The organism is Paenibacillus sp. GCM10023252, assembly GCF_042653305.1.
GTDB lineage: Bacteria > Bacillota > Bacilli > Paenibacillales > Paenibacillaceae > Pristimantibacillus.
The window spans coordinates 280,899-294,421 of sequence record NZ_JBHSHW010000009.1 but is presented as its reverse complement, the minus strand read 5'-3'; the positions used below and the strand labels follow the sequence as shown (position 1 = coordinate 294,421).

General features: G+C 52.9%; 9 protein-coding genes. 2 read left to right on the top strand and 7 right to left on the bottom strand.

Annotation, left to right across the window (positions count from 1 at the left end):
* Positions 1-26: 26 nt before the first annotated feature.
* Together ACFO9Q_RS07270 and ACFO9Q_RS07265 are read right to left on the bottom strand one after the other, a co-directional pair.
* Positions 27-2,513, bottom strand: coding sequence for a polysaccharide lyase 8 family protein (locus ACFO9Q_RS07270; RefSeq protein WP_379180218.1), 2,487 nt, complete (start codon positions 2,511-2,513; stop codon positions 27-29).
* 315 nt (positions 2,514-2,828) lie between these two features.
* Positions 2,829-4,175 carry an FAD-dependent oxidoreductase gene (locus tag ACFO9Q_RS07265; RefSeq protein ID WP_379180216.1) on the bottom strand — a complete coding sequence of 449 codons (1,347 nt, stop codon included), beginning with the start codon at positions 4,173-4,175 and terminating at the stop codon, positions 2,829-2,831.
* A gap of 108 nt (positions 4,176-4,283) precedes the next feature.
* Between ACFO9Q_RS07265 and ACFO9Q_RS07260 the strand changes: the two genes are divergently transcribed.
* Complete coding sequence (locus ACFO9Q_RS07260; RefSeq protein WP_379180214.1) at positions 4,284-5,348, top strand: LacI family DNA-binding transcriptional regulator; 1,065 nt, start codon at positions 4,284-4,286, stop codon at positions 5,346-5,348.
* 59 nt (positions 5,349-5,407) lie between these two features.
* On the opposite strand, the gene ACFO9Q_RS07255 is transcribed toward ACFO9Q_RS07260, so the two are convergent.
* Positions 5,408-6,775, bottom strand: coding sequence for a DUF455 family protein (locus ACFO9Q_RS07255; RefSeq protein ID WP_379180212.1), 1,368 nt, complete (start codon positions 6,773-6,775; stop codon positions 5,408-5,410).
* A gap of 131 nt (positions 6,776-6,906) precedes the next feature.
* Here ACFO9Q_RS07255 and ACFO9Q_RS07250 point away from each other — a divergent pair, with 131 nt between their 5' ends.
* Entirely contained in the window at positions 6,907-7,788 is an 882-nt protein-coding gene (locus ACFO9Q_RS07250) for a helix-turn-helix domain-containing protein (RefSeq protein WP_379180210.1), read from the top strand.
* Here ACFO9Q_RS07250 and ACFO9Q_RS07245 read toward each other — a convergent pair.
* The 4 genes from ACFO9Q_RS07245 to ACFO9Q_RS07230 all read right to left on the bottom strand — a co-directional run bounded on the left by ACFO9Q_RS07245 (position 7,785) and on the right by ACFO9Q_RS07230 (position 13,517).
* Positions 7,785-8,606, bottom strand: coding sequence for a helix-turn-helix domain-containing protein (locus tag ACFO9Q_RS07245; RefSeq protein WP_379180208.1), 822 nt, complete (start codon positions 8,604-8,606; stop codon positions 7,785-7,787). The two genes, ACFO9Q_RS07250 and ACFO9Q_RS07245, sit on opposite strands and share 4 nt — an antisense overlap.
* Before the next feature lie 62 nt (positions 8,607-8,668).
* Positions 8,669-10,954, bottom strand: a complete 2,286-nt coding sequence (locus ACFO9Q_RS07240) for a helix-turn-helix domain-containing protein (protein ID WP_379180206.1) — start codon at positions 10,952-10,954, stop codon at positions 8,669-8,671.
* 93 nt (positions 10,955-11,047) lie between these two features.
* The gene (locus tag ACFO9Q_RS07235; RefSeq protein ID WP_379180203.1) at positions 11,048-12,592 is read right to left on the bottom strand and encodes an extracellular solute-binding protein; all 1,545 of its coding nucleotides are present in this window, start codon (positions 12,590-12,592) and stop codon (positions 11,048-11,050) included.
* Positions 12,593-12,641: 49 nt separating this feature from the next.
* Complete coding sequence (locus ACFO9Q_RS07230) at positions 12,642-13,517, bottom strand: carbohydrate ABC transporter permease (protein ID WP_379180623.1); 876 nt, start codon at positions 13,515-13,517, stop codon at positions 12,642-12,644.
* Positions 13,518-13,523 lie beyond the last annotated feature (6 nt).

Here is a 13,523-nt window from a genome sequence, read left to right as displayed (position 1 = left end):
CCGAACCCTTCCTCTGTTATGACTTGTTATTTGTTATACACGATTCGATGGCTCTTGCCCTTGCTGCCTGACACAGCAACGGTGAAGGAGATTGCACTGCCCGAAGACGCTGTAATGGAAGCATCCTTCGAGGCTACACCAGTTACCGTACCCGCAACTTGAACGGAGATCGTGCCCGTATTCAGCTGTGTTGGATCCGATACGGATATCTCGTAGGCGGAAGCGGTCTCCTTGACGATAATGGATGCCTTCTTGTTGCTTGTAATCCCGCTGGCTGTGCGGACTGCATCCGTCCAGAAGTTAGCAGCGGTCAGCTTCAAGCCTGCCGCATCATGCCTGACCGCTTGAGCACCTGCATCATTCGCAGTTACCGTAATATTCGGGGCCCCTGCATAGGCGGCAACCTGGCTTGCTGACTTACCTGGCAGCAGCACATAAGCATAATCATCATTATTCGGTGCGCTGTCATGCGAGATGACGAAGCTCATATAGGGATTGGATACCGTGGCGGTCTTCGTATCTCCCGCGTTAATATCAAGCCACGAGCCCGCTCTCACTTCACGCTTGCCGTATACTCTCTCTGGTTGCGGGAAGTAGTAGCCGATATCTGCACCAGCAGTATTTCCAGCCAGATGAATCCAATTCGTATTATCGAAGCGCTCCACTAAGCTCATAGTCGTCGGACGGACATTCGTGGTCGAATTGACCCGAACCTCTTGATTGCCAGCTGGGGTAAGCTTGCGATTATCTACCGTCGTCACGATCGTGCGGTTATCTGTCGTGTTCGTAATACCTGCTCCAAGTGCGACAATCTCGTCATCCAACATAAACCAAGACTTCTTAGCTGTCAATGCACTGTCCAGCGCGTCCAGCTCCATGCCGCTTACCCCGTACAGACCATCATTAGAGGTTACGCCGCCTGCCCAGGAGCTGCTGCTTGCCGTGCTCTGATTGGCACTATCTGACTTAGCCATCGTATCAACCGTGGTGCCAGGCAGTCTGTAGGGATCCACCGTTGCCCAATAGTCCCCGCTATATTGCGCCAGATCTGAATTGTACAGATAGGTCATCCCTTCCCCGGTATACCAGCCATGCTTATTCTCTTGATTAATGGACTCATAATTATAGATTCGGCTGGAGTGCATGCTGACGCCGAAGCCGAAGCCCGGCCGGAGATGGACGACTCGATCTATCGAAGGCATCCGCTTATGCTTCACAAGCTCGCCTCTCGGTGTAACGCTGCTATCCTGCATAATTGCCTTAGCGCGCGTAATCATCTCTACACTGGAATCTGAATAATAGCTTGAGTAGGTGTCCGATTGTATCCAGTACTTGACCATCCTCTTATATTCAGCCGCATACGAAGAAGGAGCAATCTGGGACAGTCTAATGATGGCTGACACCGCCCGATGACCCGCCATATGATCCTGCGATGCGCTTCTAGCAATCTCACGCCCCCGGAACATGTCTAGGAACGCTCCCTTATAGATGAGAGGTTCATAGGAGTCCCCGATCCATTCATACAGATTGTTCACATTCGGGTCGGTCACCTGCCACGTGGAGCCATGCAGCAGGTAGAGCAGCTTCGAGAGATCGCTTAGGAATGAGATGCCGTATCCGCCATTGTATGGATGCTTGCCATGCTGGATGAAGCCCCCGTCCGCGGCGTAGAAGCCGTCTCCGCTAGTCGTATATTGGAATACGCTTTTGCTGCCGTTTCCCGTGTCGGTATCGCTTAATCCGTTTTTGGCACGAAGCAGCTTATCATCATCCGACGCCAGAATGCCATGCTGGGCGAGTACGGTACACTTCCACACCCGGTTCGCCCCAGTTGCCGTGTAGTTATCGAGATAGGTATTGCAGTTCGGGGTAAAGTGTCCGACAACATTCAAGTAGTTGGTACGCTGCTCAGCCGTCAAGTCTGTATAGAGCAGCGTAATAATATCCTGTAGGCGAAGAGGGATGCCAATCTCTAGATCCCACCAGTTGCCGAAGGCAGGACGAATGTAATAGCGATTAGCATACAGCCATTCTAATCCGGTAATGATATGGCTCTTCAGGGCAGTATGGCCTTGGAACCTGGAGCCTTCTGTCGTATACGCAAGCGCCATGGCCTTCAGCCGGTCATAATTCTGCCGAATGATTGCCGTGTTCGTGGAGCTGGCCAGGTCCTGCCACAAGTAGCCGGAAGGCGTCGTATCCATCTTATCCCAATAGCCCGTACCGGTGGAGCAAGGCGCACTCGTACAAGTAGATACACTTACATCCAGAGTCTCGATCTGACTTGCAATATCTGGATCCGAAGTGTTCAAGGACAAGCCGCCGGTCAGCGTGTTCCTCCACTTCTCTCTAATGGCATCATGCGGTGCTGCTGCACTTGCCGTCTCCATGGATACACCTCCAACAAGGGTGGTCACTAGAGCTGCTCCTAGTACGCCGCACAGCCATCGCTTGCTAACGGGCACCTGCTTCGTACTCACTTGACTTGCTCTAATCTCTTCTCTCTTCGCCACGTTCATCATTCAGCTCCTTCGACCGATTAATGTTAACGCTTACATCATTACCTCCCTTAATGTACCTTTATTTCTGCTGCCCCTGCAATCCCACTTATTCGAGATTGGGTTCAAAATATAGAGCCGCTTCTATGCAGCTCCAGACGAGGACAACGGCTATCCTCTCCCTATGGGCAGAACAACCGTCCCCCTTGCCAGAACCATCCTCCGCTTAACCGAAGATTATCACCTGCACTATATCCTATTCCAGCACCTCAAGCCTAACCTGAACATGCAGCCTCACCTGCACCTACATAATATTCCAGCACCTGCTGCCTACTCCAGCACCGCCCCCCCGGCCCGGAGAGCGGCCTGCAGCTCGTCAATATTCACATCGCTTGGCCGCACACCATGCCTAACGGCTATGCCGGCAGCCGCTCCCGCCGCTTGTCCTGTAGCCATGCAGCTAGGAGTAAGTCTGGTCGTTCCCAGCGCCTCATGCGAAGTCGAGATGCAGCGTCCGCCTGTTAGCAGATTGTGAATTCGCTTGGGCAGCAGGCTGCGATATGGGATATCATAGGCACCGTCTCCGCCGATCAAGCTCGAGGTTACTCCCTTGCCGGAAGGACTATGAATATCAATCGGGTAGCCGCTTCGCGCGATTACGTCATGGAAGCGGCGTCCTTCCACTACATCGCTTAATTGCAGTGAATACTGCCCTTCTATTCTTCTCGTCTCTCGAATGCCGATCTGAGCGCCTACCGAGGAGATGGAAGCCTTATCGAAGCCTGGCAGGCAGCTCTGCATGAACGCTGCCACCTCCAGCACCTGCTTGCGTCCCAGCTCCTCTGCTTCGGTTAGATCCTCTACATTCGTCCCATCCAATCCCTGTACGCGAGTGGTATTCACGAGAACCTCATCCTCCTCCGGCCCTGTGAAGAATAATACTTGATCCCGATTAATCGGCAAGTTCGCTTCCTTCCAATGCTTGTAGAAGCCGCATATCCCTGATAGATGGAGCTCAGGAAGTTCTGCTATTGGTGTTTTGGAATAGAACTCATCAGGGTGATCCATCATATATTGCTTAACCTCTGCCAGGTTAACGCCCCGCATACGGAACTTCATCGTCATCGGCTGCGTCTTGTGATCCTCATCTCGCCCTTGCACACAAGGAGCTCCCGACAGGTAGGCTAGATCCGCATCACCCGTCGTGTCGATGAAGATCTTGCCCTTGATGTCCATGCGTCCAGACTTCGACGTTAACTGAACGGACTCTATCCGACCATCATCACCCACCTCAACACCATCAACGAAGCAGTGGAACAGCAGCTTGACCCCCGCTTCCTTCAGCATATCTACAGCCAGCACCTTATAGACTTCGGGATGATAGGGGGTAAGGGTATGGGTGAAGCCTACCGTATCGCGAATATGGCCGGGCGAAGCATTCTGCGCCATTAATCGCTCCACCATCTCCTGTGCAATTCCCTTCGTTACCTGCTTGCCCTCCATCGTATGGAAGGTCATCCAAGGATAGACCAGCGCAGCGGTAGACATCCCTCCGATGAATCCATATCGCTCGATTAATACCGTCTTCGCCCCGCTTCTTCCCGCAGCAATCGCGGCATTCACGCCTGCCGGCCCGCCTCCGCATACCACAATATCAGCCTCAATTACTCGTTTCATCGTTATGCATCCCCCTTATAATCGTCCATCTGGTTCTAGTATATCGGGGGTCTTCTCTTTCCTTAAGTTTAACTTTAGCTTAAAATCACTCCATAAGGAGTGAAGCCGTTGCCACGTAAACGAGTTACCCTATATGATCTTGCAGAACAGCTAGGCTTAACGATACAGACGGTGTCCAAGGCGCTCCGCGGCCACTCGGGCATGTCGGAACAGACGAGGACGGAGGTCATCCTGCTCGCCAGGAAGCTTGGTTATCGAACGAGAGAGCAGAAGCATTCGCTGAAGTCGGAAGGAATTCCCGCCTATCCCCTTGCTCATAGGCGGTTCGTCCTTGTCCAGAACGAACAGTCACTTAACTTCAACCGTCTGCTGCTGCAAGGCCTAAGAGCGCGTCTTGACGAGTTCGGGCACACGGTCCACCCGCTGCTGATTCCGCCCAACCTGCCTCCCCATGCCTTCGAGGAATGGGCAGAGGAGCAGGAGCTTCATTACGCGGAAGGGCTGTTCATTGCGCCACGGATGGGGCATGATGAATTCGAGCAGCGGCTGCTCGATATGCCCATTCCCCGTATTCTGCTTAACTTCCCCCCTCATGAGTGCAAGGTAGACAGCGTCATCTGGGATGTCTATGAGGCCGTTATCCAATCCGTCCGCCATCTGAAGCGGCTTGGCCATAAGCGTATTCTATACATAGGAGATCTAGGAGGTCAGCGGGGCTTCGCCCTTCGCTGGCAGGCATATCGGGAGGCCATGGAAGAGGACGGTCTTCCCCTTCACAGCATGCAGCTGCGCGGGGGAGAGACTGGGCTGGCTCGGGACCTGCGAACCCTGTTCGAGAGCTTGCAGCCTACTGCGGTTCTATGCGGCATTGACGAGGAGGCAAGCCGAGTATACCGGGCTCTGCAAGTCCAGCTTGGTCTTGCGATTCCTCGCCAATGCTCCTTCGTTGCTCTGCTTAATGAGCCGGCAGCTGAGCTGCATGCTTGCAGCCGGCCTAACCTGCTCATTCAGGAGACCGGCTACCGAGCCGCTGATCGAATGCTCTGGCGGATTGCTAATCCCACCCTCCCGTGGGAGCATATTCGGCTAAGAGGGGAGTACCATTCCGGACGTACAACCGCAGAGCCGGTTAACGGATTCGCGCCTCTCTCCCGCCGCCTCCCGACCCAATAAGAGACTGTCTCCTCAGCCATTGGATGACTTCTAAGAGCAGTCTCTTACGGTTGTGACTTCTAATACTTGCTATAATTAAGCTCGACCGTAGACAGCCCGCAGAAGGCTGGGAAGCTCTTCACGAGCCGCTTGATCTCCTCCTGCGGCACGACCCCGAGCTGACCAAGGCGCCGCTCTCGTGCCCGCTCTGACATGGCGGCGGCGGTAATCAGATCCCCAGCTTGTCTATACAGCTCAGGACCCCACTTCTTGCCGAAGTCCACATGCATTCGCTCATCTACCATATCGAATTCGCATTGAACGGCGGACCGTGCATCCCCATACTCCCAGAAGGCTTCAGCACTCTTGCGCTTCTTGATGAAGGAGCAGGGCTCCGCCACCATCGTTAAGCCGGCGTACATATCCGCGTAGAACTCCTTCGCCATATCCTGGCTGTAGCCCCCGCCGAAGAACTTGAATTGCTTCGTCTCGTATCCGAGCTCCTTCAGTCTGCGGACGCCCATCTCGCTATGTCGGAACTCATCCCAAGTATGACGCATGAGGTCGAAGTAGAAGGCAAGGGGCATCTTCTGCACCCCGTAATACATATAACATAATGACTGAGCTGCACTGATCTCGGTCGCATTAATGTAGTGCATCTGCTTGACACTGTAGAAGAGTGGAGACATCTCTTCATCATCATAGGCTCTTCCTCCAGCCTTCTCTGGTGCAGGGCGATACATAGGGAAGTTCTCTTCATCATGCAAGGGCTGCTCGGGAATTGGTCCTGCAGGGGCAGCTGTCGGGTGAGCCGGCCACACGATGCTCTCCATCTGCTTGGTATCTCCCGCCTGGTCGAGCAAGACCCATAGCAGCGCAACATATTCCCCCCATTGCTTCAGCTCGTTCTCTCTACCCGCCCCTAGCTCCGAAGATAGCTCTAGCTGCTCTCTCAGTCCATGAATGACGGCATCTCGATGAACGCTAATGTACCGAAGCTGATCAACCGTTGGTGCATCGAGCACCGAATCGAGCTGCTGCAGCAGCTTGTCATATTGCTCAGCCTGTCGCTCGGCCAAGAACAGGTAGCCGATATAGAAGGCATAGGCATCAGCAGCCTGCGAGATTCGCTCGTAAGCTTCTCTTATAGGAGCAGGCGTTCCTTCCTTCTCGCTTAATGAGCCAGGAAGCTCTCCAATTCGTTCATACAGCATCTTCATATTCCGGCTGTGCAGATAGGCGAATCTGCCGAGCTGAAGCTTATGCTCATACTGGCGAACACCAGGCACCCATCCTGCTGCCATTCGTGACAGTTCGAACTCCTGCCACATCAGCCTGCCGAGTCTCGCAGCCGTGTCCAGAGGTCTTAAGATGCTTGTATCCCTCTGCTTCACCTGCTCATCCTCTACCTCACGGTCTAAGATAGACTGTTCTCTATGCTCATTCATCTTGTCACTCCTCCTTAGCAGTATCCGTTCTCCTGCTTCCAGTATAGGAGGTTCCCATTTATATTAGCTGTGCTATTATTTATATATATTGCGATTTGTCAGAGCCATATCAAGGAAGGGGTGATGTTAGGTTGAAGCTGATTGAGCAGCTGCAGCTCGGCAGTGATTCCATATTGTTCAACCACGAGTCGAAGCATGAGGAGAGACATTTTTTTCATGCGCATCAGGGGTTCGAGGTTCTCTATATTCGTGAAGGTTCCGGGGAAGTTATCGTGAATGGGGAGATGACGCCGGTTCAGGATCATACCTTGCTGTTCTTCCAGCCGTTCCAGCTCCATCGAATTCGTATGAGGCAGCAGCAAGACGAATCCTATACCCGATCGGTCTGTGTATTCGATCCCTCCCTGCTGCATCCTTACCTTCAGCTGTTCCCGGCCCTTAAGAGGTTCTATCATCAACTGCTGAGCGGCACCCACAGGAAGCAGAGCGCTTCCCTTGAAGATACTTCAAGAATTGAGCAGCTGTTCGAACGTTATGACCGGCAGCGACGAACGGTTGGCAGAGAGGACACCCAGGAGACGAAGATCTGGTTCCTCCTTGACTTGGTTCGTCTGCTAGAGGATGTGTTCGGTGCGAGCTCAGTTGATTCTGCATTGGTAATAAGGCAGAAGAAGGCCAATCCTCATACCGATAGAATCATGGCCTGGGTAGAGCAGCATTATCATGATAGCAGCCTCCAGCTTGATAGGCTTGCTCACCATCTGCATCTCTCGCCCTATCATCTCTCTCACCTGTTCAGTCAGGATACCGGCGTCACGATCTCCGAATATTGGACAGCGCGCAAGCTGCGCGAAGCTTGTCTCCTGCTCGTATCAACCGATGAATCGATAGGCAGTATAAGGAGGAGAGTGGGCTACTCCAGCGACTCCTACTTCTGCCAGACCTTCAAGACGCACATGCAGATGTCTCCCAATCAATATCGAAGATCCGTCAGGAGCGCATTCGCTCCTTAAGACTTGCGATATTCACGAGGCGGCATGCCCGTCTCGCGCTGGAACAGCCTGGAGAAGTAGAAGGAGTCGGTGAAGCCGCATGCTTCAGCGACTTCAGCAATAGGCTGAGCAGTGCTGCGAAGCAGCTGCTTCGCATGATCGATTCGAATCTTGTTCAAGTAGCGGATTGGACTTACGCCAGTATGCTCCTTGAACAGCACAGAGAAGTAACCGGGGGACAACGATACATGGTCAGCCAGCAGCTCACGGGTCAGTGGATTCTGATAGCCTGCCTTCATATATTGAATGGCGAGGTGAACCGCCAGCTTGCCTGAACTCTCCTCCTCGCTTATCGCCTGCAGCTCATGAATGAGCTGAATCGTCTGGAGGAATTGCAGCCGAAGCTGCCATTCGTAGTCAACGTTCTTGCCGAGCCACCATTCATATGCTTGCTGGAACGATTCTTTTACCGCCTCATGGTTCAGTCTTCCGAGCTCTAGAGGCAAAGGACCTAACACTTCACGAACAAGCATCTCTCCGCTCTCCCAGTAGACACAGCGGCATTGGAATTGATACGACATATAATGGAGCGGAGCGCTGTGGCTCGAGGTAATGGTCATCGCTTCCCCTGGCCATACCTGGAACAGATCTCCTTGCTTAAGCGGCTGCCGCTTCCCCCCTAAGGTCAGCTGCCCCTCCCCTCCCAGTACATAGGCTAGAGAGTGGAGTGTCGTTCGATTCCGCTGTATCTCATAATTGAACTTCTCCCAGAATAGCCGATCCCGTACCGCCACTTCGATGATGCGAGGGGTCAGGCCAGCGAAGAACTCGTAATCCATAGTTGGCAATCCCCCTATATTCGACTACCTGTCAATTACCAAGCTGTGGCATAGCTATCCGGTTATCCAGCTGATTGCTCCCGATATTGGCCTGGCGTACGTCCCACATGCTTCTTGAATACCCGGTTGAAGTGAACGGGCTGATACCCGACCATTGCAGCCACCTCATTCACCTTGAAGCATGTATCGCGAAGCAGCTCCTTCGCCTTGGTTAACCGAAGCTCTGTTAAGTAATCAATGAAGTTCACACCAGCCATATTCTTGAATGCTGTGCTTAGCTTCTGCGGATAGGTGCCGCAGGCTTCCGCGCAAGCTTCAAGCGAGAGGTCCTGTGCATAATGCTCTTCCAGATAGGCTATAGCCTTGTCAACCAGAGCCTTGTGATTCCCCTGAACCGCTTGAACATACTCGGTTAGAAAAGGCGCCAGAACCTGGCACTCAAACCATACTCTCAGCTCTTCAGCGTCCCGTATAGCGAGCAGCTCCGTATACAGATTCACATCCCCGAATAGAGATTCCCTGCTGAAGCCCGTCTCCTCCACTATAACATACACCCGGCCTAACAGCTGCAGCAGCGACTGCTGCAAATCATCGAAGGTGCCGCTCTGCTCTGCACGATCCACATATCGCTCATACAGACGCAGAGCTTCCTCGCTTAGACCCATCCGCAGCGCTTGAATAAGGTCCCGATCCCCCATGTCGCGATCTCCGCCAGGCTCATTCGGGACTTGCACCTTCAAGTAGACATCATCCATATCGAGTATCTGATTATGCTCACCAAGATGTCTATGCCTTGCTGCTTCGCGCGTCTCCTTCACCAGGCTTGGGAAGTCTCGCAGCCTAGGATGGAGACGGCTGATCAGTACCGTGGCATGCAGCTTAAGCAAGGTCTGGAGCGTTGCTGCTGCTTCCTCTCCCAATCGATGGATATCCGACTTCAGCATACCTTCATGACCTTCGGCAGACATAGACAAGAATACACCGACCGAGAGATCCTGGAAGTTCAATATCTCCGCAGTCCACCCTTGCTGGGACACCAGTTCCCCAATAATATTAGCCGCGGCGAATGAGATCAGCGGCTCATCTCCGGAGGTGAATCGGCCGGACTGATTCAGCTTATAGAAGCCATGCAATTGGAAGAGCAGGAACGCGTATTGCCGATCCGTCGTCTCCCAGCCATGCTCTTCCAGCCGAGCCCGGAGATCCTCCTCCGAGAAGCTTCTCAAGTGCCCCTGCAGCAGCTGGAGCAGGAAGCTGTTCTTAATGGTAGGCAGCTGCTGTTCATAGCGCTGCTGCAGCACTTGACTCTCCCGGTTCAGATGCTTCCACTGATCTTCGATCCATGCGAATTCATCTTCCGGCTGGTGCCGGCCAATAAGCCTCTTCATTGGCTGATAGAGCTTCTTCGACAGAATCCAGGACAACCCGGCAGCTAGCAGCAGGCATACTCCAGCTGTGAATAGAACGAAGCTGGACAGCTTCTGTACCGGACTAATGACATCAGCTACGGATACAGCCGATACATAGGACCAGTCGCCATGCAGCCTCCGGAACTGGCCTGAGGATACCGTATAGAGGCCCTTATCCTGCTTCCATTCGAAGCTGCTGGCCGGTGCGGTCTCTGAAGATCTGCTCTGGAATGCCTTCATCAGCTTCATGGTGTCTTCGCGATTCTCACCTATGCCAGGTATAATAGAGCCGTCATCCAGCAGCAGCAGCGAGGTTCCCTCCTTGCCTGCATTTAGTTCGGCCAGCATACGGCCCATATAGGCATGATCCAATTCGATGAGAAGAATGCCGTAGGTTGCTCCGATACCCGGCAGCTTCATGGTAAGAAGCAGCGGTTCATCCCGCTCAGTGAAGGGAGCGGCGGCGGGTCCCCGCTGCCAGAATACAATCTCCTCCCTCTCCAGCAGCTCGCTCACGAACGAGCGGGATGGAGCGGATACAGAAGCCGCAATTCCGCCGTCCGACACAACCCAATCGCCGCTCTCGGGAAGGACGAGATAGGTCTGTCTAATGAGCGGGCTCGAGCCCTTAATTACGGATAAGGCATGATAGATCTCGTGGGTTTCCGTGAAGGAAGTGCGCAGATTAATATGGCGGAGCCGTTCATCGAACTTCGGACTAAGCATCCACTCTGCAGCCATCAGTTCTAGATTAGTCAGCGTGTCATCCATTCGTTTCGTCGCATTTGCCAGCATCATTTGATGCGTTTCTGCGAAGTCATTTTTAATGGAAGCGGTTCCAACACTATAGAACAAAATACTGATTACACCAGCTGGAAGACAGGCCGCGACGAGCACCCAGATCAAGCTTCGGCGAAAATATCTGCCCTTCCACAGCATGACGATTCCTCCTGACTCACGATTATCTATGTTCATTATAGTCTTCAGATGAAGATAGGAAAAGACCGAAGCTTCAGCTCCGGTCCTCCACAATCATCGGGCAGCTCTTGCCGCATTCATCTCTTCCGTCATCTTCTGGAATGTCGGGTCCTTCTTCAGCCCTTCGACGAACGTATCCCAAGCCTCAAGCGGTTCCTTCCCCATAATGACCTTCGTCTTCATGTCTTGAATCTTCTTCGCATAATCGGCTCCATACTTCACTGCAGTATCGGATACGAGATTGTATGCAGGATCCAGCACACTAATCTCTGCACGCTGATCGATTACAGCTGTATTCTGATCATACATCTCCCTAGGGATGCCCGGCAGGAACGCCCTCTGGTGCTTGACGAATTCTCCATAGATCTGGCCGAGATAATTCTGTCCAACGAAGTCTGTCTTCGCTTGCTCAGTGGCGACCTTGAACCCGTTATCGTCCTTATAATGAACTTCAGGCAGGCCATAGTTGGCAAGCTCCGATCCTTCCGTTCCATAGCCGTAATCCATGAAGGCAAGTATCTTCTTCAGCTTCTCCTCTGAGACGGTCTTAGGTATCGCATAGATGCCAAGTACGCCGCTGTCCTTCCCAGCGAACTTGCCATGCGGCCCAGTCACATAAGGAAGCGGATACATAAGAGCGTTAGGATCAATCTTGCGAAGCGCTTCGGTGAACAGCCACTGCGGATTAATGGCTGTACCGATCATGCCGGCTTTGCCGCCCATCAGCAGATCTCGGGATTGGCTGTATTGCAGCACGGCAAAGTCCTGAACGAGCACCTTGTCCTTGTAGGCTCTATTCAGCCAAGCAAGCGCATCCTTCATCTCCGGCAGCTCTACCGATGGTGTAAGCTTGCCGTCTATATCCTTCCAGCTGCCTGGTACACCGGTATAGATTTTCTCCACCCATGCCAGGTTGCCCATATTATCAAGATTGACTTGACCGGTAATACCGAAGGTGTCATCCGTCCCGTTGCCGTCAGGATCCTTCTCTGAGAAGGCTTTGGCTGTCTCATATAATTCTTCAATGGTCTCCGGCATCTTCAGACCAAGCTTCTCCACCCAATCCTTGCGAAGCATGGGAAGATCCCCGCCCCCGTCTGTCGGGCGAACCCTCGGCAAGCCGTATATTTTCCCACCCGTTCTCGCATTGTCCCAGATCAGCTTAGGCAGCGCCTTCATGTTAGGATAATCTTGCACATAGGGCTCAAGATCCCAGAAGGCTCCTTGCTTGGCCATGGTCGTGAACTGGGCGTCCGTTGTGCTGCCAATGAGCATGAGATCAGGAATATCGCCCGAAGCAAGTGTCAGCTTGGTCTTCTCCTGCAGCGTATTAACTGGCGTCCATATAATATTGAGCTTCGTATTCGTACGCTTCTCAATCTCCTGCAGGACAGGATTGTTCTCTGGCAGCACCTCTGGCGTCTGCTGGTTCGTGAAGATGCTGATCTCTGCTGGAGCTTCCTGCTTAGCCGCTCCTTCGCTGTCTGGCTTAGGGCTCACTTGATTGCTGGTGTCCTCTGCGTTGTTCCCTCCCGTACAAGCGCTTAACAGCATCACGGCTAGTACGGCGGTTACTCCTTGGTAATGTCCTCTCTTCATAGCTTGCTGCCTCCCTTAATTAATATTGTACTTCATTGTTGCTATAAGCTCATCCCTTCACAGAGCCGATCATAGCCCCCTTGGCAAAATGCTTCTGAAGGAATGGATACACCGCTAGTATAGGTACGGTTGCAATAACGACGGCAGCCATCTTCGCGGTCTCGGATGGAATAGTCATCTCGCTGGCTATGCTGTTCATGAAATCGCCGGAAGCGACGCCTGACCCGTCGATTAACATAATCTGGAGAAGAACTTGGAGAGGGCGCTTATCCGGATCATTAATATACAGCACACCTGAGAAGAAGGTGTTCCAATACGCTACGGCGTAGAATAATCCAAACGCGGCCAACGCGGCCATAGACAGCGGCAGGATGATTCGAAAAAAGATGCCTACATCCGTACATCCATCTATCTTAGCTGCTTCCTCCAGCTCACTTGGAATGCTATCGAAGAAGCCCTTCATTAGAAGAACATACCAGCCGCTCGTTAATACAGGCAGGATGAGCGCCCATACACTGTTGATGAGGCCTAGGTCCCGCACCAGCAAATAATGAGGAATCATACCCGGGTGGAACAGGATCGTAAGCAGAATGCCTAGCAGCATGATACGGCGTCCTCTTAGCCGCTTCCTGGACAGGGCATACGCTCCCGCAGAGGTGATGACGAGACTGCAGGCCGTTCCAACGAGAGCCAGGAAGCCGCTGACCAGCGTCGCATCGAGGAAGGAACGATTGGACAGCAGATATTGGTAAGAGATCAGTGACCAATCTGTCGGGAACAACACAAGCCCCTTGCGCAGGAATTCGGTCGGGTCCGTGAAGGACACGGCAAATACATAATAGAGCGGGAACAGGGCCAGCAGCGTGATGATGAACAGCAGAGTGACATTAAGAGCAACGAACAGCCGATCTGAGATACTGGTCATTCTCAA